General features: G+C 72.4%; 18 protein-coding genes. 9 read left to right on the top strand and 9 right to left on the bottom strand.

What is annotated here, in order from left to right:
- Positions 1–213 precede the first annotated feature (213 nt).
- Positions 214–858, top strand: coding sequence for a hypothetical protein (locus tag ACF1AG_RS33300; protein WP_359601192.1), 645 nt, complete (start codon positions 214–216; stop codon positions 856–858).
- A gap of 90 nt (positions 859–948) precedes the next feature.
- Here the strand turns inward: ACF1AG_RS33300 and ACF1AG_RS33295 are convergent, their stop codons facing one another.
- The 7 genes from ACF1AG_RS33295 to eccB form a co-directional block, all read right to left on the bottom strand.
- Positions 949–1,251 carry a WXG100 family type VII secretion target gene (locus ACF1AG_RS33295; RefSeq protein WP_033277429.1) on the bottom strand — a complete coding sequence of 101 codons (303 nt, stop codon included), beginning with the start codon at positions 1,249–1,251 and terminating at the stop codon, positions 949–951.
- Positions 1,252–1,296: 45 nt separating this feature from the next.
- A complete protein-coding gene (locus ACF1AG_RS33290; protein WP_359601193.1) occupies positions 1,297–1,638 on the bottom strand; it encodes a WXG100 family type VII secretion target in 342 nt (113 codons plus the stop codon).
- 87 nt (positions 1,639–1,725) lie between these two features.
- Complete coding sequence (locus ACF1AG_RS33285; RefSeq protein WP_391810930.1) at positions 1,726–2,844, bottom strand: S8 family serine peptidase; 1,119 nt, start codon at positions 2,842–2,844, stop codon at positions 1,726–1,728.
- A 198-nt stretch (positions 2,845–3,042) separates the two neighbouring features.
- Entirely contained in the window at positions 3,043–4,686 is a 1,644-nt protein-coding gene (locus ACF1AG_RS33280) for a hypothetical protein (protein WP_391810929.1), read from the bottom strand.
- Complete coding sequence (locus ACF1AG_RS33275) at positions 4,686–5,069, bottom strand: hypothetical protein (protein ID WP_359601196.1); 384 nt, start codon at positions 5,067–5,069, stop codon at positions 4,686–4,688. The genes ACF1AG_RS33280 and ACF1AG_RS33275 overlap by 1 nt, the downstream gene beginning before the upstream one ends.
- A gap of 276 nt (positions 5,070–5,345) precedes the next feature.
- Positions 5,346–6,614: a type VII secretion-associated serine protease mycosin gene (mycP, locus tag ACF1AG_RS33270; RefSeq protein ID WP_391810928.1), complete on the bottom strand. Its 1,269-nt coding sequence runs from the start codon at positions 6,612–6,614 to the stop codon at positions 5,346–5,348.
- A 14-nt stretch (positions 6,615–6,628) separates the two neighbouring features.
- On the bottom strand, positions 6,629–8,164 hold the full coding sequence (gene eccB, locus ACF1AG_RS33265) for a type VII secretion protein EccB (protein WP_391810927.1): 1,536 nt from the start codon (positions 8,162–8,164) through the stop codon (positions 6,629–6,631).
- A gap of 204 nt (positions 8,165–8,368) precedes the next feature.
- Here eccB and eccE point away from each other — a divergent pair, with 204 nt between their 5' ends.
- The 8 genes from eccE to ACF1AG_RS33225 all read left to right on the top strand — a co-directional run bounded on the left by eccE (position 8,369) and on the right by ACF1AG_RS33225 (position 20,644).
- On the top strand, positions 8,369–9,685 hold the full coding sequence (gene eccE / locus ACF1AG_RS33260) for a type VII secretion protein EccE (protein ID WP_359601199.1): 1,317 nt from the start codon (positions 8,369–8,371) through the stop codon (positions 9,683–9,685).
- The gene (locus ACF1AG_RS33255) at positions 9,682–10,506 is read left to right on the top strand and encodes a hypothetical protein (protein ID WP_359601200.1); all 825 of its coding nucleotides are present in this window, start codon (positions 9,682–9,684) and stop codon (positions 10,504–10,506) included. The genes eccE and ACF1AG_RS33255 overlap by 4 nt, the downstream gene beginning before the upstream one ends.
- A 268-nt stretch (positions 10,507–10,774) precedes the next feature.
- Complete coding sequence (locus ACF1AG_RS33250; protein ID WP_391810926.1) at positions 10,775–14,245, top strand: SCO5717 family growth-regulating ATPase; 3,471 nt, start codon at positions 10,775–10,777, stop codon at positions 14,243–14,245.
- Positions 14,246–14,635: 390 nt separating this feature from the next.
- On the top strand, positions 14,636–16,609 hold the full coding sequence (locus ACF1AG_RS33245; protein WP_391810925.1) for an ABC transporter substrate-binding protein: 1,974 nt from the start codon (positions 14,636–14,638) through the stop codon (positions 16,607–16,609).
- Positions 16,610–16,624: 15 nt separating this feature from the next.
- Positions 16,625–17,701, top strand: coding sequence for an ABC transporter permease (locus ACF1AG_RS33240; protein WP_359750030.1), 1,077 nt, complete (start codon positions 16,625–16,627; stop codon positions 17,699–17,701).
- Positions 17,698–18,636, top strand: a complete 939-nt coding sequence (locus ACF1AG_RS33235; RefSeq protein ID WP_359750032.1) for an ABC transporter permease — start codon at positions 17,698–17,700, stop codon at positions 18,634–18,636. Before ACF1AG_RS33240 ends, ACF1AG_RS33235 begins: the two co-directional genes overlap by 4 nt.
- Positions 18,633–19,664 carry an ABC transporter ATP-binding protein gene (locus ACF1AG_RS33230; protein ID WP_359601205.1) on the top strand — a complete coding sequence of 344 codons (1,032 nt, stop codon included), beginning with the start codon at positions 18,633–18,635 and terminating at the stop codon, positions 19,662–19,664. Before ACF1AG_RS33235 ends, ACF1AG_RS33230 begins: the two co-directional genes overlap by 4 nt.
- Positions 19,661–20,644 (top strand): ABC transporter ATP-binding protein, encoded by a 984-nt coding sequence (locus tag ACF1AG_RS33225; protein WP_359601206.1) that lies wholly within the window; start codon positions 19,661–19,663, stop codon positions 20,642–20,644. The genes ACF1AG_RS33230 and ACF1AG_RS33225 overlap by 4 nt, the downstream gene beginning before the upstream one ends.
- A gap of 15 nt (positions 20,645–20,659) precedes the next feature.
- Here the strand turns inward: ACF1AG_RS33225 and ACF1AG_RS33220 are convergent, their stop codons facing one another.
- Together ACF1AG_RS33220 and ACF1AG_RS33215 are read right to left on the bottom strand one after the other, a co-directional pair.
- Positions 20,660–21,622, bottom strand: a complete 963-nt coding sequence (locus ACF1AG_RS33220; RefSeq protein ID WP_359601207.1) for a bifunctional riboflavin kinase/FAD synthetase — start codon at positions 21,620–21,622, stop codon at positions 20,660–20,662.
- Between the two features lie 141 nt (positions 21,623–21,763).
- The gene (locus tag ACF1AG_RS33215; protein WP_391810924.1) at positions 21,764–25,171 is read right to left on the bottom strand and encodes a trypsin-like peptidase domain-containing protein; all 3,408 of its coding nucleotides are present in this window, start codon (positions 25,169–25,171) and stop codon (positions 21,764–21,766) included.
- Positions 25,172–25,479: the final 308 nt, after the last annotated feature.

The following is a 25,479-nucleotide window of genomic DNA, read 5'->3' as shown; positions in this document are numbered from 1 at the left end:
GGAAGCCCGCCAACCGCCCGGCCTTGGAAGAGAACGTGAAGGAGTCCGACCCCCTGGATCCTCGGCTGGCCGGCCCTTTCGCCAAGGCGCTGAGCTCTCAAGACGTCCTTCAGCGCGCAGAGCAGCACACTGGGCAGGCTCGACCGAGCCAACGACGGAGGCCCGAGCAGGGGCCTCACACGCGCCGAGACACACGACATCTAGGAACGTCACGTGACACTTTCACGACACCGTGCGGTGACGGCGGCCGTTCTGGCGGCCATCGCCCTGCTCGCCGGCTGCCAGAGCGGCACGGAATCCCTCACCGCGAGCGGTCTGACGGAGACCGCGGACGACATACCGGAGGAAGGGGCGAGCAGTTGTCCGCTGCCCTATGACATGGCCGCGGCCGCCGAGAGCGCAGGGCTCGAGGGGGAGGCCGGTTCCGGGCCGGTGCGAGAGGACGGTGACACTCCCGTCGCGACCTCCGAGGGCGGCAAGCGCGCCGAACCCGGTGACCCGCTGGCCGAACATCCCGGTGCCCTGGTGAGCTGCACCTTCCACATCGGGCGCCGCGACCTGCAGGTGCACACCATCGCCACGCGCAAGCCGAACGCCATCACCCCCCTCGCGCCGGTGGCCGCGGCACTGAGCCGGCTCAGCGGCTCGGAGACCGTCGACTACGTCAACGGAGCCGCCAAGGCCGAAACGGGCGAGGTACTGGTGGCGAGCAGCGGCAATGTCGCCACCGTGCGTCTGAAGCTGAAGGGTGAGGGGGACGCCGCCCTCCTGGTGGGGTTCGAGGAGTCCTCCACGGCCGCTCCGAGCCCGAAGCAGGTCGAGGAGCTCACCGTGGCCCTGGCGGACCAGGTGCAGTGAGACACGAAAGGGTGGACACCTCCCGTGCGTGTCCACCCTCGTCGTGTTTCCACGAGCGGCGGGCCGAACCCGGCGCTCGCGCGCTGCCCCCTACAGGAAGTAGCTGGCGCCCTTCAGGTCGCCGCCGCGGTAGTCACCGCCGGCGGTGCCGACCCGCTGGGCGATGCTGACCAGGGCCTGGTGGATGCCGCTGGCGTGGCGGTCCCACTCCTTGGTCTTCTTGGTGAACTCCTCGTACGCCTCGCCGCCCCAGCCCGCGGCGGCGTCGAGCACCGCCTTCTTGAGCGCCTCGAGGTCCTCCTCGAGCTTCCTAGCCTGGTCGCCGAGCTCGGTGGCGAGCGCGTCCATGGTGCCGAAGGAGACGGCGAGTTCGTCGTAGTGCGCGCCGGACATGTGTTCCTCGTTTCGTCGAAACCGGACGGTGGTGGGTGGCTTGCCTCAGTAGCTGCTCAGCGCCGAGGTCTTTCCACCGAGGTCGTCCACCGAGATCTTGGTGATGTCGGCCTCGATCTGGCTCTCGAGGTTCCGCTTGTCCTTCTTGTTCAGGTCGATGCCCTCGAGGAACTCGTCGAGCATCCGGCCGATCGCGGCCATGTGGCCGTTGATCTCCGTCTGCTTCTTGTCGAACGCGATGGCACCCTGCCCGGTCCAGTTCTTCTCGATCATGTCGATCGTTCCCTGGAGCCTGGCCAGCGACTGCCTGATGGAGTCGTACCGGTCGATGACGTTCGTCTGGAGCGTCTGTACCTGGGCCTCGTAAAGCTTGCGGCCTTCAGCCATGTCGGCGGTCCCTTCCGTGAGATCGGTGGTGCGATGTGAAGCGGCACCTGTGGTGGTCGTGCTCTCCCTGTGGCGGCTTGCGACTCCTCACGCGCCTCGCCGTGAACGGATCACGGCGAAGGCGCCCGCCCCGACCACGAGGACCGCCGCTGCGGCTCCCAGGGCGACCCAGAGAGTGGTGGTGCCGGTGGAGTCAGTGTCGGAGGCGACTGCTGACGTTCCGTCGTCCTCGGCGCCGGGGGCCGAGGACGCCGTTCCCTTCGAGGGAGCGGGGGACGGGGAGTTCGCGGGTTTCACCGGCTTGCCCTCGTCGTCCAGGAGACCGACGGCGTTCTCCCGCGCGAGGGGGTCGGTGTCCGCCGGGCCCGGATCGAAGTTCTTGTTCTCGAGCACCTTGCGGGGGCGGATCAGGCCGTAGCCGAGGTACGTACTCGGGTCGTCCCTGGCCCAGTCACGGCCGGCCGTCTCGATGAGGCTGTTGAGGACCTGGTTGGCGGTCCAGTCAGGGTGGGCGGACCAGACCAGGGCGGCGGAGGCGGAGGCGATTGCAGTGGCCATACTGGTGCCCGCCCCGGTGCAGTAGTCGCGCAGATCCTCATCGCACCATCTGGGGATGTCGAGTCCTGGAGCAGCGAGGTCGACATAGTTGCCGTGCTGAGAGAATTCGGCCACGGTGCCAGACTCGTCTGATGCGGCCACTCCGACCACGTACGGGTATGCGGCCGGATAGCCCGTAAACCTGGTCTCCTTGGCGTCGTTGCCCGTACCCGCGAACAACAACTTGCCCTTGTCGTGCGCGTATTTGATGGCCTCACGGACGCCAGGAACTTCGAACCTCGCGCCGAAGGCCATGTTGACGACTTTCACATCACTGTCAGCGATCGCCCTGATGATCTCCGCGAGATGGGGAGCCTTCCGAACCTCCGCCTCGTCGAGCCCGGTGAGCGCAACCCGGTAGGGAACGATCTCCGCACCCGGTGCCAGCCCCTTAAGCGTGCCGTTCTTGCCGGAACCGGCGATCAGCTCAGCCATGGTGGTGCCGTGGCCGGAGTAGTCCTCAGTGGCTTTGTAGGAGACGTTTTGCGGGACTTCCGAGGCCAGCACCTTTCCCTTCAAAGCAGGTGTGCTCGGGTTCACCCCCGTGTCAACGACGGCAACTTTGACGCCTTCGCCTGTGCTTACTTTCCACATCTCCTCAGCCTTCATCGCCGGGAGGTACCACTGCTCCGACTGCGCGTCCGCAGCGTCAGCGACAGGAGCTGTGGCCACCGACAGGGTGGCCACAGCGGCAAGCACGGAACAAACGCCGACGCCCCGTCTCCTGCGCCGCTCTTGAGGGGGCGCGTTCCGTACGCCGCGCGGGCTGAACCTTGACACCATGCTTCCGTCTGTCCTCCGGTCCGGTCAGTCACTTACCGTCTTGTTGTCACGCCGCTCGTTACGCCGCGGACGACCATTGGCGGGGCCACGGCCGTTGCCTACGACTCCGCCTTGCCAACGCGACACCTGACCGCCGTTCGACGTCGTGGTAGGTGCTCCGATCACACCCCGCTGCCCCGGCCGTTGCCCGTTCGTGCGTGGATCAGGTGCGCGCTCGCCGCCGACGACCGTGCCGGGCTTCAGCTTTGAGTTCTGACCACTGGACGTGCCGCCAGTGACGGGGCGGCCGCCCACCACACCTTCAGCGCCGCGCCCGGTTACACCACGACTGGGCGGTGTGGATCCCATGGCCATGGGTCCGCGAGGGGCACCACCGACCTGTCCGACCGTCCCTGTGGATCGCGGCATGCCGCCGACGACACCGCGTGCCACGGGGCCACTCGCGGGGTTCCTCACCTGACCTGGCACGGCTGTATGGCCTACTGGCCCCGTAGGACCAATCCCCCGGCCCACCGCGGATCCAGGTGTCGCGGCACGTCCGGGCTGCGCTGGGGGGACGGCGCCCGGGCGAGCCGTCGGACCGTCGCCAGTCGCACTCGTCGCCCGCCCCTGCGCCGCCGAAGGCAGCTTGACAGCAGGAATGCCGCCGGGCCCTGTGGATTTGCCGGTAGCACCCCGGAGAACAGGCGGGACCGCACCAGGTACCTGTGGGCCGACATTCCCTGTACTGACCGGGTTGGCCGTCGACGGTGGCATGGAAGCAACCGGCTTGGTCGGCTCCTGAGGAGGCAATGTACCGACGCTGTTGAGTTCCGTACCCACACCGTGCCGGACGGAGGTGTCCGCTCCGTTGGGCGTGGACAGCTGCTCCTTCGAGCCCTGCTCCGTCGCAGCGCTGCCAGGGGAGCCATACAGGTCCCCCCTACGCACGCCCCCCGCCGGAGTCTCGTACGCACCGACGGTGAACTCATCACCGAACCCGGGCGCAGGCCCCGGCACCCCCACATCCGGCATCTTCGGAAACACCGGTTCCTCCGCCGACTTCATCGTGTCCGCCGACACGGTGTAGTACGACGCCAGGCGGTACATCTGGTTGATGGCCTCCTGGCGGTTCTTCTCCGCCTTGAGGGCCGCCGTGTAGTCGGCGTTGCCGTCGACCTGGGCGACCGCCGGGATGTCGTCGACCGTCTTGCGGTCGGGGCGGGAGTCGCGCGGGGGCATGGACTTGCGGACCGAGGCCAGGCCGGAACTCGCCGCCAGCACCTGGGTGCCGACGACGTCGGCGTAGTCGGCGATACCCTCGGCCGTCTTGACGAGGCTGTCCGCCCACTTGGTGAAGGCGGTGTTGGACTCGCCCTTCCAGTCGACGCCGCCGATGTCCTTCTGCAGTTCCTCCGCCGCTGTCCGGATGGCGTCCCGCGCCTGGACGAGGGCCTCGGCCGCCGACTCCAGCAGTTCGGGGTTGGCCGACTCGACGATGTCGACCATGTCGTTGAGGTCGTAGCCCTCGAAGTTCGTGGAACCGAAGTGGATGCCCCGGTGGTGGAAGGGCCCGAACGGAACGGAGAGCCGCGTCATGTTCGTGACCGCGTCGAGGACGCCGTTCTGCTGCTGGGCCTCCTGGCGTTCCTCCAGGAAGGGGTCCGGCTTCTTCTCGTGCCCGCTCATCAGTACCCCGCGTCGGTGTGATCGGCCCGGTTGCCCCTCTTGACCTGCTGGTCCAGCATTTCCTCACGCGTCTGGTTGACCTGGAGCCGGATCTCGTGGAAGCGCCGGCGCTGTTCCTCTTCGAGGTTGTCGAAGGTGACGTCCACGCCGTGCACTGCGATGCGCATGGCCTCCAGTTGCATACCGAGCTGCTTGGAGAGCGCGGTGATCCGCTCGTGGACCCGCTCGTACTCCAGGTGCAGCCGCTTGCCCTCCGGGAAGGCACCGCCGCCGAAGGCGTTGGCCGGCAACTCGTGGGATCCGACCTTGGACGGCCCGCCCGGCGACTTCTCGAAAGCGGCCAGCAGGTCGTCCACGCGCTTCTTGAACGTGGACAGTGCCATGACGCCGCGACGTAGGTCCGCGGTGCCCCTGCCCGTCTCGTCAGGAAGCCCCACTGCATTCCTCCCCGTTTTCCCCGTTGCGCGGTCGGCTGTGCGCCCGTCCCGCGTGGGCACACCTCTGAACGATCTCAACCGCTTCGGACCACTCTAGTAACGGGCGCTGACAGTCCCAACTGCCATATTCACGCGCTCACCTGACAACTGGCCGACTTTCGCCTCCTCGCCCGGCGGAACCGTAGGCGGGCCACGAGGTCCGGACCGTGCCTGAGGTCTTCGTCACGTCGCGTGTTCCCCGTGTCTCGCCCTCCCGCGAGCGCGTCTGCGTGCGTCCCTTATCGCGACCGCGGTCCCGCCGAGACCCGCGACCAGGATCACCGCGCCGACGGTCGTATAGGTCGCCAGACGGGCGTTGCGCTCGTCGGCGGTCTCTCCGAGTGGCAGCGGGGCTGCGGCAGGGGGCCTGGCGCTGACCAGGCCCTCCTGGGGGCGGGGGGATTCGATCGGCCGGTCGTCCTCGGTGAGCGCGCGCACGGGGTCCACGACTCCCCAGCCGACCAGGCGGTCCCGGCCGACGATGCTGCGTTCGGCGGTCTGTTCGATCTGCGCGACGACCTGACGTTGCGTCCAGTCGGGGTGCTTGGCCTTGATAAGGGCCGCCACGGCGGCGACGTAGGGCGCCGAGAAGCTGGTGCCGTTGTCCGCGCAGTGGCCTCCGCGCGGGACCGTGGAGATCATGTCGACGCCGGGTGCGGCCACGTCGACGAAGTCCCCGGACTGGGAAAAGGGCGCGCGCTCGTTGTTGCGGTCGGAGGCGGCGACGGCGAGAACACCCTCGAAGGAGGCGGGGTAGGTCTTCTTGACGTTGCCGCCGGCTCCGTCGTTGCCCGCCGACGCGACGATGACGATCTCGTGCTCCAGTGCCTCGTTCACGGCTGCCTCCAGATCCGGGGAGGGCTGAGCGGCGTCGGAGGTGTCCTGGGAGATGTTGATGACGTCCGCCTCGGCGTCGACGGCGTGGCGGATCGCCTTGGCGAGGGAGCTGGTGTCGCCGTGGCCCTCCGCGTCGTTCTGGGCGATCGGGATGACGGTCGCTTCGGGAGCCAGACCGACGAAGCCGGTTCCTGACGCGGGGCGGGCCGCGATGATGCCGGCCACCTTCGTGCCGTGGCCGACGGGGTCGGTGGTGCCCTTCTCGCTGCCCCGCTCGACAGGGTCGCCGTTCTCGTCCTTGAGGTTCTCGGGCAGGAAGTTGCTGCCGCTCTTCGTGTCCACCGCGTCCTTCAGCTGCGGGTGCCGCACGTCGACACCTGTGTCGATGACGGCGACCCGCATGCCCTTGCCCCTGGACTGGCTCCACAGCTCGTCGAGCTGGACCCGCTGGAGGGACCAGGGACGGCCCGGGTAGGGGGCGTTGGGGTATTCGCACTGGCCGGAGAAGTCGTCCGCGGAGGACGGTGACGCGAGGGCAACGGAGCTCGCGAGGCCCGTCAGCAGGACGGTCGTCGCGGCCGCCGCGCGGCGGAGGGGCAGGCATGTGTGTCGCATCGCGGTCTCCTCCGCTACGAGCCCTGCGGCTGGCGTGCCGCTGCCGTGGACAGGCGGGGGCCGGTGGGCAGGAACGCGGACCAGGCGGCGGGGATCGGCGCGGGGTCCACGTCGGCGTATCCGAGGCGCGTCTGGGCCTGCCGGGCCTCCTGCTCCAGCTGCTTGCGCTCTTCGGCCGACATGCCGATACCGGCGTCGTCGGTGGCGCTGTCCGCGTTGGACTGAAGCACGTAACGCAGGCCGGTGTCGGTCACCAGGAAGACGGGGCCCGCCTTGGTCTCCTTGCCCTGGAACTGGCGGAAGAGCTGGCCGGAACCGGGGGTGACGTAGGCGCTGGAGGACCCGGTGGGGAGGTCGGCGGGGAAGTCGGTGCCCGCCCAGGTGCTGAGCGCCGTGGCGCCCTTGTCGCCGACGCCCCTCAGGACGTTGCAGACCGTGTTGCGGCTGCCGTCGGCGTGCGAGGCCTCGTTGACCGGGCGGGGAGCCCCGGTGGGCCAGTCGTGCTCGGTGCCGAAGGGCTTGCCGGGCACGATGGCGCCAGGGCTCGTCTCCAGCGCCTGCCCGGCCTGTCCGACCTGGGCCAGATCCTTGCTGAACAGCAGCAGCTGGGCGACAAAGGCGGAAACCGGTGCGACCCGGCCGGGCAGCACGACGTAGTACTGCTCCTTGTCGTTGTCGAACGCCTTGAGCACGGTGCCGACCCGGTTCGCCGACGCGTCGAGCTGTCCCGGCGCTTCCGCGGGGTCGCCGGGAACTCCGTCGATCTCCGGGAAGGTCACCGGGTCACCCTGGTGCAGGGTCGCGAGCCACTCCTCGGATACCCTCTGGGGCTCACGTCCCGAGCCCACGACTGTACGGAGCAGCAGTTCCAGGTCGTCACCGGTGTCCAATTCGTCGACCCGGTACGCGGTGCCGCCCGCGTCCACGACGAAGCGGTGCTCGTCGGGGTCGCTCACGTACAGCAGCTGACCGCCCCTCAGTCGCTGCTTCCCCTCGGTCAGCTTCTTCTCACGGTCGGCGAGGACCAGTGCCGCCTTCTGGACGGACCGGCCGCCCGCCGTCGGACGCTCGCACACGACCCACTGCTTCGCGGCTCCCGCCTCCTTGTCGGAGGGCAGACGATCCGGGGCGTACGGGATACCGATGGTGGGGCCGTGCGGAATCTTCCCGCTGTCGAGGAGCGACTCGCTGACGGTGACGACGTCTCCCTTGCCGGGCGCCAGGAGCAGCTTGGCGGAGGCCATGTTCAGCACAGGATGCAGCTGGACCTTGTCACCCGTTTTGAGGACGACGTACCGGGTGGTCGACTTGCTGGCGATGATCACCTTTTCGTTCGGCACGTCCCAGCCCTTGGGTGCCGCGGGCTTGAACATGCCCCAGGCGCCGAACACGGCCATGACGACCACGCCGACGAGGATCCCGGGTACGACACCCCGCAGCGGGCGCGGCGCCCCCTCTTCCGAGCCCTGCGGCGTCGACTGGACGAAAGCCGCGAGCAAGCGGCGCTTCGCGAAGGTGTAGGCGTTGAGCTGGTCCCGCCGAGATGCCATGAATGCGTGTCTCTCCCCGTGTTCCGCCCGAGTTCCGCCCAGGAGGCGCCGGGGCCGCTGTCCCGCGCCCGCCCCTGTCGGACCGGCCCCCTACTATGCCTGGTAGGCAGGGTGACTTGAGGAGCGGGTAGGGTGCCTGGGCCCTCAAGGGCCTGATGCCGTGCCGGAATTCCGGCCGACGGCGAGAGAACGGGGGATGGAGTGATGGCTTCCGGGACACGGACGGTGAACCGTGGCCGGGTCCGGGCGGGCGGTGTTGGAGAGGCCACGGCGGGAGCGGCACGGTCGACGGCCGCGCGCGACGGCCTCCATCTCAAAGTCCGCGCCGGCAGGCCGGGGTCGTTCCGGCTGCAACGGCTCGTTCTCCTGGAACTCGCGGCGGCCGGCCTTCTCACGGGGTGGGCACTCGGCCCGTTGTGGCTCGTTCCCGCTGTCGCCGTCGCTGTCGTCCTGGTGCTCCTGGCGGTCGTCCGCCGACGCGGCCGTTCGCTGCCCGAGTGGATCGCCACACGCCAGGATCTGCGCTCCCGGAGGAAGAGCGCGGCAAAGCTGGTGGTGCCACCTGAGACGGAGCCGGGGCTGGTCCCGGCCGTGGAGTGCGACCCGGCCCTGCGCACCTGCTCCCACGGCGCCCGCGACCGTCGTCCCGTCGGGATCATTGGGGACGGGACCTTCGTCACCGCTGTGGTGCAGGTGGAGGCCGACGCCACGGCGCTGCGGGCCGAGCGGAGCCGGCGGCCGTTGCCGTTGGCGCTGGTGCGGGACGCGCTCGAGGTGGACGGGATCCGGCTGGAGTCGGCGCAGGTGGTGCTGCACACCCAGCCCGCGCCGGCGCTGCATCTGCCGCCCCGGTCGGTGGCCGTCACCAACTACGGGCCGCTGCAGGCGCAGACCGGCGCTCCGGCGGTGCGCATCACCTGGATCGCCCTGAAGCTGGATCCCGAGCTGTGCCCGGAGGCCGTGGCCGCCCGGGGCGGCGGTCTGCACGGCGCTCAGAAGTGTGTCGTCCGCGTCGCCGACCACCTGGCCAGCCGGCTGACCGGCGCCGGGTTCCGTGCGACGGTGCTCGACGAGGAGGAGTTGATCTCCGCCGTCGCGACCTCCGCCTGCGCCAACCCCCTGGTGACGGCCGAGGCGGGGCGTGCCGACCGGCGGGAGCGGCGTACCGAGGAGTCCAGCCGCAGCTGGCGTTGCGACAACCGGCGGCACACCACGTACTGGATCCGCAAGTGGCCCTCCCTGGGCGGCGACCGGGGCACGTCCCTGCACCAGTTCGTCGCCCGGGTCACGGGGGTGCACGCACTCGCGACCACGATCAGTCTCACCCTCGCCCCCGGCGACCGGCGGGAGATGTCACTGACGGGTCATCTCCGGGTGACCGGACGCAGCGCCGAGGAACTGACCGGGGCGCGGCGCGCGTTGGAGGCGGCTGCCCGGGACGCGGGCGCGGCGCTGACCCGGCTCGACCGGGAGCAACTGCCCGGCGTGCTCGCCACTTTGCCGCTCGGGGGTGCCCGGTGACCGCTTCGACGACACAGACCGCCCAGGGGGCAGGCGCCTACGGCGTGCCGCCGCGTACGGACGCATCGGCGGGCAGCGGACGGACCGCCCCGGACGCGGGTGGGCGGCGGGCGCGGGGCTCGTTGCGGTCCGGTTTCGGGCTGTTCGGGCCTCGCCACGGCCGGCACACCCTGTCCGCGGACGACCTGGACGGCCTCGCGCTGCCCATCGGGGACGACGGTGTCGTCATCGGGGTGGACGCAGAAGGTCAGCCCGCCGTCCTGGGGTTGAACCGGCCCACGCCGTACGACGTCGTGCTCATCGGTGGTCTGTGGACGGCGCAGGTACTCGCGCTGCGCGCCGCGGCGACCGGCGCCCGGGTGGCCGTGGAGACGGGCCGGCCCCAGGCCTGGACGCAGATGATGCACGCCATGGGCGGCGGCCAGAACGGGCTCTCGGTGTACGACGTCGGACGCGTGCCCCCGCAGGGCGCGTCGGCCGGCACGCCGGTGCTGGTGGTGCGGGACTGCGGCATGCGCCCTCCGCGCGGGCGCGTGGTGGCCGGACCGTGGCAGTCGGTGCTGACCCTGCTGCCCTACCTCAGCCCTGTCGCGCCCCGCCTGGTCCGGCAGGCCCGGCTTGTGGGCGTTCAGCGGATATCTCCGGACGAGGCCGCCGAACTGGGGCGCACGATGGGGCTGCCCCGCGCCGACGTCGACGCCCTGCCGACCCTCGTCGACGGCGTCACCCTGTGGTGCTCCGACCGCGACCGGCAGTACGTGACGACGCAGCCGACCGATGCGGAAGTGGGGCTGCTCGGTACGCCCCGGCGTATGGACTGACGTCCCGATTCCGGGATTTCGGTACCGTCGGCCCGCTTTCGTCCGGTTCCCGGGGGCGGGCCGCCCTTGCCGCGCGGACGTTGACGCAGGTGTGTCACCGGCGTCGGAAACCGAGCGGAGGGCGGGCCTCCCGGGGGGACCGCCGTGGTGATTAGGCTGGTACCGGTGTGACGCCAGAACCTGTCGTACGGGTACTGGCGTCCTGACGGGGAGGGCAGATGGTCGCCCCCAGCACGGCACAAGGGTGCTCGACCAACCAGGAGGAACTGTGAGCAGCGATCGGGACGGTACGCACGGGAGCTGGGCGACCCCCGGCGATGACCAGCCCGACGCGGAGTCCGCCGTCGAGACGACGGGCGAGTTCACCATCGACTACGCGCCGCCGGCCTGGTACACGCAGAACGCCTCGGAGACGTCTTCCCCGGCCTCGGCCGCCGGTTCCTCCACTTCCGCCTCACACTTCGACGACGAGTCCGAGTCCGATTCCGGCTCGGGCTCGGGCTCGGGCTCCGGTGACTCGTCCGGTTCGCCTGCGGGTTCCGGTGATGCGGGTGCTCCGGGGGGTTCCGGAGGTTCTTCCTCCCTGTCCGCCGGGGCCATTCCGCCGCTTCCGGGGCTGACTCCGCCCCCGCATGCCGTGGGGGCCTCCGGTCCGTCCGCCCTTCCTACGCCTCCGTCGCCCCCGGCGCCGGCGCCCGGAGCACCCTTCACCCCGCCCGCGCCCGCTCCGGGCGCCCCGTTCACGCCGCCCGCGCCCGCGCCCGGTGCGCCGTTCACGCCTCCCCCGCCGCCCTCCGGCGGGCCTGTCGCCGTGCCCCGGCTGCCGGTGGGGAGCGGCTTCGAGCCCCAGCCGCCGGAGCCGAGCGCGCAGGAGGAGAAGAAGCCTGAGACGGCTTCCCCGGACGCTTCTTCGTCTCCTGCCGCCGTGCCCGTCATGCCGGTCGGGCAGGAGCCGTCGCAGCACATCGAGCCCTCCGACGGCACCGACAGGGGCGACATCGAGAGCGGCGCCACCATTCGCTTCTCCGCCGCCGCCCTGAAGCGTGAGATCGCCGAGCGCGACGCGGCGGCCGCCGAGGCGGAGACGGCCGAGGAGGAAGACGCCTCCGCGGCCGGCGACGGGGCCGAGTCCAATGCCCGGACCGAGTCCGACACCGACACCAACACCGACACCGGGGCCCAGTCCGACGCCGTTTCCGAGTCCGTTCCCGACTCCGACGGCCGCGTCGGCATCGGCGACTCCGAAGCTTCGGTTGAGCCTGTCGTCGCCGAGGACAAGTCTTCCGACGGCTCGGCCGAGTCCGGTGACGACGCCGACGAGCGTGAGGGGCTCGACGCCGACTCCTTCGGTCCCGAGGACGTCGAGAGCGCCGCCTCGGTCGACGAGGACGACAAGGACGAGGAGGACGACGCGTCTGCCGACGTCGCGGACGACGTGCCAGCAGTGGCCGAGGACGAGGGCGAGGCCGAGGACGAGGACGAGCCCCAGGACTCCGTGCCGACCGGCGGTGAGCCGGAAGACTCCGTTCCCGCCGGCGCGGACCAGCAGAGTGACGAGCCCGAGGATGCCGTTCCGGCGTCGGTCGACGCTCCTCAGGCGCCCTCGGTTCCGCCCGCGTTCCCGAGCGCTCCGCCGGCGGGCGGCGACTGGTCCGTGCGGCCCCCGCAGCCGCAGGCGCCGGAGAGCGCGCCCGCTCCGCAGGCGCCGTTCCAGCCGCAGGCGCCCCAGCCGGCGCCGACTGCCTGGAACCCTCCGCCTGTTCCTCCGGCTCAGCCGACACAGCCGGCAGCGGCCGCTCAGCAGCCGCCGCAGGCTCCGACGCCGACCGCACCCCCCGCCGGGTACGGCTTCCCGCCCGCCGGACCCGCACAACCGCCCGCCCAACAGCCCGGATACGGATTCCCCCAGCCCGCCACACCGGCGCAGCCCCAGGCCGAACCGCCCGCGCCCACCGCCCAGCAACCGCCGCAGGCCCCGACACCACCCGCGCCCCCGGCCGGATACGGCTTCCCGCCCGCCGGACCCGCACAACCGCCCGCCCAACAGCCCGGATACGGATTCCCGCAGCCCGGTTCGGCCGCCGGCGCTCCGGCTGCGCCCACTCCCCCGGCCCAGCCCAGCGGTTACGGCTTCCCCCAGCAGCCCACCCCGCCCGCACAGCCGCAGCCGCAGCCCGGCCAGCCCCAGCAGGCCCACCCCGGCGTCCCGCCCCAGGCGCAGCCCTCGCAGGCGCCCCAGGTCCCGCAGGCGCCCCAGCCTCCGCAGCCGCCCGTCGACCCGCGGACCGGCACCGCCTGGCCGCAGCCCGTGCAGCACGACCAGCGCCAGCCGGTCAACCCCGGTGCCGCTCCCCTCGGTTACACGGCCGCCGTCGAACTGTCGTCGGACCGCCTGCTCAACAGCAAGAAGCAGAAGGCCAAGAGCAGCCGTCCCGCGACCGGCGGGTCGCGGTTCAAGCTGGGCGGGAAGAAGGAGGAGGCCGAGCGGCAGCGGAAGCTGGAGCTGATCCGCACGCCGGTGCTGTCCTGCTACCGCATCGCCGTCATCAGCCTCAAGGGCGGCGTGGGCAAGACGACCACCACCACCGCGCTCGGCGCCACGCTCGCCAGCGAGCGGCAGGACAAGATCCTGGCGATCGACGCCAACCCGGACGCCGGTACGCTCGGCCGCCGTGTGCGACGCGAGACCGGGGCCACCATCCGTGACCTCGTCCAGGCGATCCCGTACCTCAACTCCTACATGGACATCCGGCGGTTCACGTCGCAGGCGCCCTCCGGCCTGGAGATCATCGCCAACGACGTCGACCCCGCGGTCTCCACGACGTTCAACGACGAGGACTACCGGCGCGCGCTCGACGTGCTCGGCAAGCAGTACCCGGTCATCCTCACCGACTCGGGCACGGGTCTGCTCTACTCCGCCATGCGCGGGGTGCTGGACCTCGCCGACCAGCTCATCATCATCTCCACGCCGTCCGTGGACGGTGCGAGCAGCGCCAGCACCACGCTGGACTGGCTGTCGGCGCACGGATACGCGGACCTCGTGTCCCGCTCCCTCACCGTCATCTCCGGTGTGCGCGAGACCGGCAAGATGATCAAGGTCGATGACATCGTGTCGCACTTCGAGACGCGCTGCCGCGGCGTGATCGTCGTGCCGTTCGACGAGCACCTCGCCGCCGGTGCCGAGGTCGACCTCGACATGATGCGGCCCAAGGTGCGCGAGGCGTACTTCAACCTCGCGGCGATGGTCGCCGAGGACTTCGTCCGGCACCAGCAGTCGCACGGGCTGTGGACGTCCGACGGCAACCCGCCGCCGGTCGCCGCCCCGCCGATGCCGGGTCAGCCCATGCCGGGCCAGCCGGTCCCGGGCCAGCCCTACCCCGGTCAGCCGGTTCCCGGACAGCCCGCGCCTGGACAGCCCGCTCCGGGACCGTACGTGCCGGGTCAGGCCGTCCCCGGCCAGCCGGGCGGGTACCCGCAGCAGCCTCAGCCGCCGCAGCACCCCCAGCAGGCGCCGCATCCCCAGCAGGTGCCGCAAGCCCCACAGGCACCTCAGGCCCCGCAGCCCCACCCGGGCCAGCCCTACGCCCAACCGGGCCACCCGGGACACCCGGGCCAGCCCCCTGCCCACCCGGGCCAACAGCCCCACCCCGGCCAGCACGCCCAGCCGGGTCAGCCCGCCCACCCGGGCGACCAGCCTGAGCCGGGTCCCCCCTACCCCCAGGCCCCCGCCCAGCAGTAGGCGCCGGGGCGCAGCCCGACCCCACCCCGCACCGCCCGTGAAAGAAAGCGGCCCCTCCCATACGAGGGGCCGCTTTCACATGTCCGCGCCCTCGAGCGCCAAGCGCCAACCGTCGACCGCCCGCCACCAACCGCCGACCACCAACCACCAACCGCCGACCGCCAACCGCCGCCGGACCGCACCGACCACCACCGACCACCGCCAGCCGTCCACCAGCACCGCGTCACCGGTCCAGACCAATGTGCGCAAACTCTACGTCAACTCAACGTTTCCGCAGGCCACATGGGGTGCATGCGCCGTTGACGGCCGTACGGACCGCTGATAGACACACCCTCACTCATCTGATCAACCCGTCCCACCCGTGCGATCGACGACACGAGGTCTGCGCCCATGGACACGAACGATCAGTACGGCGGTCACCCCCGCACCCCTCGCCGGCAGCCGGCCCGGCTCGGCAGCGAGCGGCTCGGCGGCGCGCCCCTCGGCAGCGCCCCGCTCGGCAGCGCCCCCCTCGGCAGACCCCGGCTCCGCAGGCCCCGGCTCCGCGAAACCCGGCTCGTCGTGGCGGCCGGCGCCGCCGCGCTCGCGCTCAGCGCCGGGCTCGCCACTCCTCTCGGTCCTGCCGCGCAGCAGGCCCACGCGGCCGACGGCGACGGCAAGGTGCTGACGGTCGCGGTGGCGCAGAGCGTCGACTCGCTCAGCCCGTTCCTCGCGGTGCGGCTGCTCAGCACGAGCATCCACCGGCTCACCTACGAGTACCTCACCAACTACGACCCCGAGGACAACAGCGTCGTACCTGGGTTCGCCACGAAGTGGGAGTCCTCCCCGGACAAGCTGACCTGGACGTACACCATCCGTTCCGACTCGAAGTGGTCGGACGGCGAGCAGGCCACGGCCGAGGACGCGGCGTGGACGTTCAACACGATGATGACCGATTCGGGCGCGGCCACCGCCAACGGCAGTTTCGTCTCCAACTTCGAGACGGTGACGGCCCCGAGCCCCACCCAGCTGGTCGTCAAGCTGAAGAAGCCGCAGGCCACCATGACGGCGCTGGACGTGCCGATCGTGCCCAAGCACGTGTGGGAGAAGGTCGACGACTTCTCGAAGTTCAACAACGACAAGGACTTCCCCGTGGTCGGCAACGGGCCGTTCGTCCTCACCGACTACAAGCCCGACAGCTACGTACGGCTGAAGGCCAACAGGGACTTCTGGCGTGGTGCGCCGGAGTTCGACGAGCTGGTCTTCCGCTACTACAAGGACCAGGACGCGGCGGTGTCGGCGCTGCGCAAGGGCGAGGTGTCGTTCGTCGCCGGGTCGCCCTCCCTGACGCCCGCCCAGGCGGCCGCGCTCAAGGGCGAGGAGAACATCCACGTCAACGACGCGCCCGGCCGCCGCTTCTACGCACTCGCCACCAACCCGGGCGCCAGGGCGAAGAACGGCGAGACGATGGGGGACGGGCACCCCTCACTGCTCGACCAGCGGGTGCGCAACGCGCTGTTCAAGGCGGTGGACCGCAAAGCCATCATCGACAAGGTGTTCCAGGGGCACGCCGTCGAGGGCGCGGGCTACGTCCCGCCGCGTTTCTCGCAGTACTTCTGGAAGCCGTCGCCCGGTCAGGAGCTGACGTACGACCCGGAGGAGGCCGGCCGGATGCTCGACCGGGCCGGGCTGAGGAGGAACGAGGACGGCAGGCGCGTCGGCGAGGACGGCAAGCCGATCACCTACCGCGTGCTGTGCCACGCAACCGACCCGAACGACAAGGCGATCGGCCAGTACCTCCAGGAGTGGTGGGGCGAGCTGGGCATCGGCGTCACCCTCAACTGCCTGGACAACGTGACCGATCCGTGGCTGGCCGGCGAGTACGACCTCGCCTTCGACGGCTGGTCGGTCAACCCCGACCCGGACTTCGTGCTGTCGATCCACACCTGCGCCGCGCTGCCCGCCACCCCCGAGGAGACGGGCGCGACCGACAACTTCATCTGCGACAGGACGTACGACGAGCTGTACGCGCGGCAGCTCGCCGAGTACGACCCGGACAGGCGGGCGGCGATCGTCAGGCAGATGGAGTCGCGGCTGTACGACCTCGGGTACATGAACGTCATGGCGTACCCGAACGCGGTGGAGGCGTACCGCACCGACCAGATCGAGTCGATCACGACGATGCCGGCGAAGGCGGGCAACATCTACGGACAGGACGGCTACTGGAGCTGGTGGTCGGCGGTGCCGGCGGAGTCCGGGGACACCTCCGGCGGCTCCTCGTCGACGGGAGTGGTCGTCGGGATCGTGGCCGGTGTCGTGGTCCTCGCCGGTGTGGGCGCCTTCCTCGCCGTGCGGCGCCGGGCGACGGCCGACGAGCGTGAGTAGCGGGCGGGGATGCCGATGACCGCCGACGCGGCGTCCGCACCGGTCGAGAAGCCGGGTGCCGCCGGTCCGGTGACGGACGGACCGGCGGCGCCCCGCGGGCCGCGCGCCCGAACCACCGCCGCGTATCTGCGGTACGTGGCGGGCAAGCTGGCGGGCGCGGCGGTGTCGCTGCTCGCCGTGCTCGTCACCAGCTTCTTCCTGTTCCGGCTGATCCCCGGCGACCCGGTGAAGTTCATGACCGGGGGCCGGCAGGTGTCGGCCGAGCAACTCGCCAACTACCGCGAACAGTTCGGACTCGACCTGCCGTGGTGGCAGCAGTTCACCGACTACTGCGGCAAGGCCCTCACCGGTGACCTGGGGACCTCGTACCAGTTCAACGCCCCGGTGATCGACAAGATCACCGAGGCGCTGCCCAACACGCTGCTGCTCACCGGCACCGCCTTCGTGATCTACACCCTTCTGGGCATCTTCCTCGGCACGCGGTCGGCCTGGCGGCACGGGCGGCTCGGCGACCGGCTCAACACCGGTCTGGCGCTGGCCCTGTACTCCGTGCCGTCGTTCTGGCTGGGGCTGCTGCTGATCGTCACCCTGTCGGTCGGGATCGGGCCGCTGCCGGGGCTGTTCCCCACCGGGGGCATGGAGTCGGGCGGTGAGGAGGGCTTCGCGTACGTCCTGGACGTGGCCCATCACCTCGTGCTGCCGGTGGTGACGCTGGTGGCCGTCGAGTACGGGCAGACTCTGCTGGTGACGCGGTCGGCGCTGATGGACGAGATGGGCAGCGACTATCTGACCACGGCCCGCGCCAAGGGGCTGCGGGACGACCTCGTGCGGCGGCGCCACGCGGTGCCGAACGCGCTGCTGCCGACGGTGACGCTGATCTTCATCAATCTGGGCCGGACGGTGGCCGGGGTGATCCTGGTGGAGACGGTGTTCTCCTGGCCGGGTCTCGGCGGGCTGTTCTACCAGGCGCTCAGCGTGCCCGATCTGCCGCTGGTGCAGGGGCTGTTCTTCGTGTTCGCCGCCGCGGTGATCGTGATGAACACGCTGGCCGACCTGATCTATCCGCTCCTCGACCCCCGGGTGGGCCGATGACCACAGAGAACGGGACGGCCAAGGGGCGGGCGGCGGCACCGACGGCCCGGGCGGGTTCGCTCGCCTGGCGGCGCCGACGGGACTCGGCCGCACGTTTCTGGCGGCAGTACCGCACCCACCGGGCCGGGTTGTTCGGCCTTGCGGCCCTGCTGCTGTTCGCGGTTCCGGCGCTCGCCGCTCCGCTGCTGGTCGGCTCCGACGTCGGCAACGTGACCGACGCGCCCGGCCGCCCGCTGGAGGACCCGAGTGCGCGATTCCCCTTCGGCACCGACCGGTTCGGGCGGAACCTGCTCGGTCTGGTGATCTGGGGCGCGCGCGTGTCACTGCTGGTCGGACTGCTCGCGGCCGTCCTGTCGGTGGCGATCGGCACCCTGATCGGGGTGACTGCGGGGCACTTCAAGGGCTGGTACGCGACGGTGGTGATGCGGATCACCGACTGGTTCCTCGTGATGCCGACGCTGGTGCTGGCGATCGCGCTGGCCACGGTGATGCCGCGGTCACTGTTCACCATCGTGGTGGCGATCGGGGTGACCACCTGGCCGACCACCGCCCGGCTCGTGCGGGCGCAGACGCTCGCCGTGGAGACCCGGCCGTACATCGAGCGGGCGCGGGCGCTGGGCGGCGGGCACGGGCACATCATGTCCCGGCACGTGCTGCCGAACGTGATGCCGCTGGTCCTGGCGCAGACGACGCTGATCATCTCCACGGCGATCCTCGCCGAGGCCACGCTCGCCTTCCTCGGTCTCAGCGACCCGACGGTCGTGTCCTGGGGCGCTCTGCTGCAGGACGCGCGGGAGGCGGGCGCGGTGAGCTCCGGGCACTGGTGGTACCTGGTGCCGCCCGGAGTGGCCATCGCGCTGGTGGCGCTGGCGTTCACGCTGTGCGGGCGGGCCGTGGAGCAGGTCCTCAACCCGCGGCTGGGGGTGTCCCGGTGAGCCTGCTCGAGGTGAGGAACCTCACGGTGACGTACGCGGGCGGCGCGGCGGCCGTGCGCGGAGTGGACCTGCGGCTGGACGCGGGGAGCAAGCTCGGGGTCGCCGGGGAGTCCGGCTGCGGCAAATCCACGCTCGCGCTGGCGCTGCTGCGGCTGCTTCCCGCGGGCGCCCGTGTCGGCGGGGAGATCCTGCTGGACGGTGAGGACGTGCTGGCCATGAAGTGGGGCCGGGTGCGGGCGGTGCGCTGGGCCGCCGCCTCGATCGTCTTCCAGGGCGCCATGCACTCCCTCAACCCCGTTCACCGCATCGGCGACCAGATCGCCGAGCCGGTCCTGCTGCACGGCCGGGCGACGTCGGCCGGGGCCCGCAGACGGGCCGGGGAGCTGCTGGAACAGGTGGGCCTGCCGGCCGCGCGCGCGTCGGCGTACCCGCACGAGCTGTCGGGTGGTCAGCGGCAGCGGGTGATGATCGCGATGGCGCTGGCCTGCGACCCGCGGCTGATCGTCGCGGACGAGCCGACCACCGCGCTGGACGTGATGATCCAGGCGCAGATACTGCGGCTCGTCGAGCAGTTGGTCGCCGACCAGGACGTGGGGCTGATGATGATCAGCCACGACCTGGCGGTGCTCGCCGACACCTGCGACCGGCTCGCGGTGATGTACGCGGGGCGGATCGTCGAGGAAGGGCCCGCCACCCAGGTGTACGAGGACGCCCTGCACCCCTACGCGCGGGCCCTGTCTGCCGCCTTCCCCCGCATCGGCGACCCGTCCTCGCGTTTCGCGCCGCGCGGCCTGCCCGGTGACCCGCCGGACCCGTCGGCGCTGCCGGGCGGCTGCACGTTCCATCCGCGCTGCCCGGTGGCGCTGGACTCCTGCGCGGTCGAGGACCAGCCGCTGCGCGAGGCGCGGGCGGGATGGCGGGCGGCCTGCGTACGGGTCGGACGGGACGGACCCGAAGGGGCGGGGCCCGACCGGCGGCGCGAAGGCGTCCCACACACCGGCGAGGAAGCGAGGCCCCCCACCCCATGACCTCAGTGAAGACCGCGCTGCTCAGCGCCAACCGCGTGCGCGTCGCCTTCCCCGGGCGGCACGGCGTGCCCGACGCCCGGGCCGTGGACGGGGTCGACCTCGACATCCGGCGCGGCGAGATCGTCGCCCTGGTCGGTGAGTCGGGGTGCGGCAAGACCACGCTGGCCCGCGCGCTGCTGGGACTCGTCGCTCCGACCGGGGGCGGCGTCGTCTTCGACGGGCGGCCCCTGGAGTACTCCGGACGCTCCCTGAAGGCGTACCGGAAGCGGGTGCAGCTGGTGCTGCAGGACCCGAGCGGCTCGCTCAACCCACGGCACACCGTGTACGACGCGGTGGCCGAGGGGCTGCGCATCCACGGGCACCGCGGTGACGAACAGGCGGCAGTGGCAGCGGCGTTGTCCCGGGCGGGGCTCCGGCCGCCGGAACGCTTCTTCCTGCGCTATCCGCACGAGCTGTCCGGCGGCCAGCGTCAGCGGGTGGTGATCGCGGGCGCGCTGGTGCTGGAGTCCGAACTCCTCGTCGCCGACGAGCCGGTGGCGTCCCTCGACGCGTCCGTACGCGGCGAGATCCTGGCGCTCCTGCTGCGTCTGCGCGACGAACTCGGGCTGTCCGCGCTGGTCGTCACGCACGACCTGGGGCTGGCCTGGAACATCGCCGACCGGGTGGCGGTGATGTATCTGGGCCGGATCGTGGAGACGGGCCCGGTGGAGCAGGTGCTGACCGCTCCCCGGCATCCCTATACGCAGGCGCTGCTGTCGGTGCTCCCCGAGGCGCCCGGCGGACCGGTGGTCCTCACCGGTGAGCCGCCGGACCCGTCCCGCGTCCCGTCCGGCTGCCGGTTCCACGCGCGCTGCCAGATCCTGGCGGGCGGCGAGGCGGAACGGGCGGGAGTGGCCGAGGCGTGCCGGACGCGCGACCCGGGGGTCCTGAGCGGGGACGACACCGCTCAGGTGGCGTGCCACTGGGCGGCGGCACGCTGACCGGAGGGCGACGGCTCAGGCGTCCTTGTCCTGCTCGGCGGCAGCGACGAGTTCCTTGCAGCGCTCGACGTCCCGGCCCATCTGCGCCAGCAGATCGTCCAGCGTGTCGAACTTGGCCTGGCCGCGCACGAACGCCAGGAAGTCCACGGCGACGTGGAGCCCGTACAGGTCGAGGCCGACACGGTCGATGGCGTACGCCTCGACGGTCCGCTCGGTGCCGTCGAACTGCGGGTTGGTGCCGACGGAGATCGCCGCCGGCATCGCCTCGCCCTGCGCGTGCAGCCAGCCCGCGTACACCCCGTCGGCGGGGATCGCGGTGTGCGGGAGCGTCTCGACGTTGGCCGTGGGGAAGCCGAGGTCGCGGCCGCGCTGGGCGCCGCGGACGACGACGCCTTCGACGCGGTGCGGGCGGCCCAGGATCTCGGCGGCGCCCTCGACCTGGCCCTCGGCGACCAGCCGGCGGGTCAGCGTGGAGGAGAACGGCTCGCCGCCGCCCGCCTCACCGGACACGAACAGGTCGACGACCTCTACCTCGAAGTCGTAGACCTTTCCCTGCTCGGCGAGGAACTGCACCGTGCCCGCGGCCTTGTGGCCGAAGCGGAAGTTGGGGCCCTCGACGACGGCCTCGGCACGCAGCTTGTCGACGAGCACCTTGACCACGAAGTCGGCCGGCGACAGCTTCGAGAACTCGGTGGTGAAGGGCAGCACCAGCACCGCGTCCACGCCCAGGTCCGCCATGAGCTCCGCGCGCCGGTGGTGCGGGGCGAGCAGCGGCGGGTGGCTGCCGGGCCGGACCACCTCGCTGGGGTGCGGATCGAAGGTGACGACGACCGCGGGGACGCCGAGCTCTCGGGCGCGGTCCACGGCGTGCCGGATGATCAGCTGGTGCCCGCGGTGCACTCCGTCGTAGGAGCCGATGGTGACGACGCTGCGCCCCCAGTCGTGGGGGATGTCCTCCAAGCCGCGCCAGCGCTGCACTGTGACTGCTCCTTGTCGAAACCTTGTCGGACGAACCCGAGTCCGTGGACTTCTCTGCGCAGCTCTAAGAGTGCCATGCCGGACCGTCCCGGTTCGCATCGGCATGGGGGCTGTGTGACGACGTGCACGCGCCGGGTGGCGTCAGACGGGTACGGCCGCGCCCGTCAGCTCGTCGATCACCTCCCGGGTGGCGGGTCCGACGAGCGGTCCCCAGACGTGCGGGGCGTCCGTGAGCCAGCCGGCCACGGCCGCCGCGAGGCCCGGCACATGGCGGGCCAGGTCGGCGAGGGTGCGGTCGAGACGGACGGCGCCCTCGGCGGTGCGGACCAGCAGCAGTGCGGTGCGGTGGACGAGCACCCGCAGCTCAGGACCGGTGTTGCGGGCGGCGGAGCGCAGCACCGCGTCGAGGACGCCGGGGTCGGCCTCCCGGTCGAGGAGCGTGTCGAGCAGGCCGCGGCGCAGGGCGCGGGAGGCGGAGGTGCCGGGGGCGGCGAGGACGCCGGCGAGGGCCTGCCGCAGAGGGCGCGAGCCTCCGTCGAGCAGCTCGGTGAGCAGCAGGCGCAGCACCGCGCGGGCGGCGGGGCCGAGGTCGAGGCGGCGGTCGGCGTATCCGGCGAGACAGCCGGTGAGCTCGGGTCGCCGGACGGTCGCCTCGCGGACAAGGGCGGCGACCGGCCGGGCCAGGGCGGGCGTGGTGGCGTCGGCGAGGGCGCGGAAGGTGTCGTCCGGGTCCGTGCCCTGCGTGAGCCGGGTGCGGAAGGCGTCGAGGACGGGCTCGGTGTGGGTGGTGAGGGCGTCGGTGAGCGCACCGGGCGGGAAGTGCGGGTCGCCGGCCGCGAACCGCTCCAGGGCGCGGGCCAGGTGGCGTCCCCTGCTGTCCGGGTCGCGGACGAGGAGGGCGAGGGCGCCGCCGTGCAGGGCGCGGTCGGCGGTGCGCACCAGGACCGCGAGGGCGGCGTACCGCAGCAGGGTGCGGTCGCCGAGGTCGCGGACGTACGGCGCCACCCGCAGGCCGTGGGTGACGGCCGCGGCGCGGCGGGCGGGGCGCGGGTCCTCCGCCCAGCGGTCGACGGCCCGGCACAGGGCGCCCGGCTCCTCCTCGGCGAGCACGGCGAGGAGTTCGTCGGCGCGGCGGTGCGGGCTGTCGACGAGCGCCTCGGTCAGCGCGTCGGGCGCGGCGTGGCGGTGGGTGTGCAGCAGGGCCTGCGCGGCGGTCGCCACGGTGGCGTGCGGGGTGGCCGGCAGTGGCCGCTCGTCGTCGAACCATCGGGTCAGGTACGGCAGGACGGTCGCGGGGTCGGCGGTGAGCAGTCCGGCGACGGCGTCGAGGAAGCGGGGGCCGCTCTCGCACGGGGGCCCGTCGGCCAGCACCAGGCGGCGCAGCAGGGCGCAGCGCGCTTCCACGGGCAGCCGCAGTCGCGTCCAGAAGGCGGGGCCGAGCTCGGGTGGGACGGTCCGCCGCTGCTCCCGCCAGGCCACGACACGGTCGGCGAGCAGCCGCAGCACGTCCGTGTACGGGCTCGCGTCGGGGACGCGGGTGAGGGCGCCGGTGAGCAGGCGGGAGGCCCACCAGGAGCCGGGGTCGGCGTCCAGGGCGTGCGTCAGGTCCGCGAGGCGGGAGGCGAGCCGGGCGGGGCCGTGCCGGCCGGCGAGGCACAGCAGCGCCTCGACGACGGGGCCGATGCGGTGCCGGGGCACGGGGTCGGTGTCGGTGTCGGTGTCGGCGGCGTGCACGAGGGTGTGCAGGGCGCCGTCGAGATCGAGGTGGGCGCCCTGGAGCCGGTCCGCGAGCTCCTCGTGCCCGAACCGGTGACCGTCCCCGGCCGGGGCGAACAGCCCTTCGGCGAGCACGGCGTCCGCCCATCCGGGTGCCGTGCCGCCGTGCTCGTCGAGGGCGGCCCCGGGTCCGGTCGCGGGGAACAGTTCCTCGAACGATGCCCGGTCCAGCGTCCCGTCCTCCGTGCCGAGGCAGCGGCGGGCCGCCTCGTGCGTCTTCCCGGCGGCCCGGGCGGCCAGGCGGCGTACGGCGGTGCCGCGGGCGCCGAGTCCTCCGGCGAGGCGCTGGGCGATCCGCAGGCACGTCAGGTCCAGGTGGGCGGCGAGCACGTCGTCGCGGTCGACGGGGCCGTCGGGCGACGTCGCGGCGACGTCGGAGCGGACCTCGGCGAGCAGCCGCAGGGTCAGCGGGTGGGCCGCGTCGGCGTCGGTGACGGCGCCTTCGGGGATGCCGTGGCGAGCGCGGGCCTCGCGTGCTTCGTCGGCGGTGAGGTCGCCGAGGACCACGCACGGCGGGAGGCCTTCGGGGCCCGCGCCGCCGTGGTGCAGGAAGGCGGGCGGGTAGCCGGCCTCCTCCCAGTGGGCGGCGCCGCAGGACACCACCAGACGCGTGCCCGCCGCGTGCAGCCGGCGCACGGTCTCCTCGGTCCACGCGGCGCGCCTCCGGTACAGGCCGGGCGCCATCTGCTCGGGATCGTCCAGGAGCAGCAGCAGGGGGCGGCCGGCGGTGCGGGCGAGCGCGGCGAGACGCTCGGGCGCGAGGTCTCCGAAGTCCCGCGGCGGGAACGGCAAGGAGGCCGTCACGTCGACCGCGGCCCGCTCCAGGGCGCGGCGGGCGGCGTCGGCGAGCGAGGTGTCGTCCTCGCGCAGGTCGGCCCCGCGCAGCCACAGCGTGGGCAGGCCGGCGCGGTGGCGGCGGGCGGCGAGCGCGGCGAGTTCGGTGCTGCGGCCGCTGCCGGGCGGCCCGACGAGGCCGAGGACGGTCGCCCCGCCCCGCTCGAAGTCGTACAACTCGGCGCGGACGCCGGTCCGTTCGACCGGTTCCACGAGTGGCTGCGGGCCGTGGCGGGCCGCCGAGGCGGCGGTGAGCCCGACCAGCCCGGCGAGGTTGAGGTCGGTCCCGTACGCGGGGACCGTGGCCGCGTTCTCGACGAGCAGCGCGGCGAGGGCGGGGACCGTGGGGCGCAGGGGGACGGCGAAACCGACGTCGGAGGCGGCGGTGTGCAGCGCGGTGCCGAGGACGCCGACGACGGTGCCGGTCTCCGGGTCGAGCACGGGGCCGCCCGTCGCCCCGCCGCCGAGCCGCAGCGCGTCCCGCCCGGCGGTGCCGACGGCCAGCTCCAGGGCGCCGGGGACGCGGTGGGCGCGGTCGGTGGCGGTGTACGTGACCGCTGTCGTCCCGAGCACCCGCGCCTCGCGCCAGCCTCCGGCGGGGATCCGCACGTAGGCGCCGGTGCGCACGGTGTCCCGTGAGGTGACGGGGAGCGGGGCCACGCCGAGGTCGCCGCCGCGGACCAGGGCCAGGCCGAGGGCGGGAAGCGGGATGACGGCGTCGGCGGTCACGATGCTGTGGCGGCCCTCCGCGCCGTGCAGCACGAGGCGGGGCAGGCCGTCGACGGCCTCGTGGCTGGTGATCACGGTGCCGTGGCGGTCGGCGACGAAGCCGGTGCCGCGGGGGCGGCCGGCCAGGTCGTGGAGCGCGACCAGCCCGGGGTCCGCGGCGGGCCGGAACCGCTCGAGGGCGTACCCCGGGGCGTCGAGCGACGGCATCATGGAGCCTCCTGCCGTGCTGTGCCTGGTGCCTTGCCCGCGACCTTAGGGCCCCGAAGATCAGCAGCGCAGCGCGGCAGAGGAACGCGCCCCCTTCCACTCCCCCGCTTCACTCCGAGCGCCCGCACATGAGGGTGAACAGGGAGGGGGTGATGGATAGACCCTAGGGGTGGGGGAACCGAGGGGGGCCGTGGAGCGGCGCAGAGCCGACCCCGTGCCGCGCCGCTCCACGGACGGCCTCCGGCGGTTCCGCGACACGGGGTCGGCTCTGCGGGGCCCCGGCCGCCCGGAGAGTCGCCCCGCCGCCCCTT

Origin of the sequence: Streptomyces sp. NPDC014764 (assembly GCF_043082785.1) — a bacterium.
GTDB lineage: Bacteria > Actinomycetota > Actinomycetes > Streptomycetales > Streptomycetaceae > Streptomyces > Streptomyces althioticus.
Note: the sequence above shows the minus strand (reverse complement) of the source record. Positions and strands in the feature narration are given on the sequence as shown.

What these genes read in the sequence shown, in the direction of transcription:
- mycP (WP_391810928.1), bottom strand. Translation starts at nt 6,614, where the DNA reads ATGCGACACACATGCCTGCCCCTCCGCCGCGCGGCGGCCGCGACGACC.
- ACF1AG_RS33245 (WP_391810925.1), top strand. Translation starts at nt 14,636, where the DNA reads ATGGACACGAACGATCAGTACGGCGGTCACCCCCGCACCCCTCGCCGG.
- ACF1AG_RS33240 (WP_359750030.1), top strand. Translation starts at nt 16,625, where the DNA reads ATGACCGCCGACGCGGCGTCCGCACCGGTCGAGAAGCCGGGTGCCGCC.
- eccE (WP_359601199.1), top strand. Translation starts at nt 8,369, where the DNA reads ATGGCTTCCGGGACACGGACGGTGAACCGTGGCCGGGTCCGGGCGGGC.
- ACF1AG_RS33225 (WP_359601206.1), top strand. Translation starts at nt 19,661, where the DNA reads ATGACCTCAGTGAAGACCGCGCTGCTCAGCGCCAACCGCGTGCGCGTC.
- eccB (WP_391810927.1), bottom strand. Translation starts at nt 8,164, where the DNA reads ATGGCATCTCGGCGGGACCAGCTCAACGCCTACACCTTCGCGAAGCGC.
- ACF1AG_RS33275 (WP_359601196.1), bottom strand. Translation starts at nt 5,069, where the DNA reads ATGGCACTGTCCACGTTCAAGAAGCGCGTGGACGACCTGCTGGCCGCT.
- ACF1AG_RS33280 (WP_391810929.1), bottom strand. Translation starts at nt 4,686, where the DNA reads ATGAGCGGGCACGAGAAGAAGCCGGACCCCTTCCTGGAGGAACGCCAG.
- ACF1AG_RS33290 (WP_359601193.1), bottom strand. Translation starts at nt 1,638, where the DNA reads ATGGCTGAAGGCCGCAAGCTTTACGAGGCCCAGGTACAGACGCTCCAG.
- ACF1AG_RS33235 (WP_359750032.1), top strand. Translation starts at nt 17,698, where the DNA reads ATGACCACAGAGAACGGGACGGCCAAGGGGCGGGCGGCGGCACCGACG.
- ACF1AG_RS33215 (WP_391810924.1), bottom strand. Translation starts at nt 25,171, where the DNA reads ATGATGCCGTCGCTCGACGCCCCGGGGTACGCCCTCGAGCGGTTCCGG.
- ACF1AG_RS33295 (WP_033277429.1), bottom strand. Translation starts at nt 1,251, where the DNA reads ATGTCCGGCGCGCACTACGACGAACTCGCCGTCTCCTTCGGCACCATG.
- ACF1AG_RS33285 (WP_391810930.1), bottom strand. Translation starts at nt 2,844, where the DNA reads ATGAAGGCTGAGGAGATGTGGAAAGTAAGCACAGGCGAAGGCGTCAAA.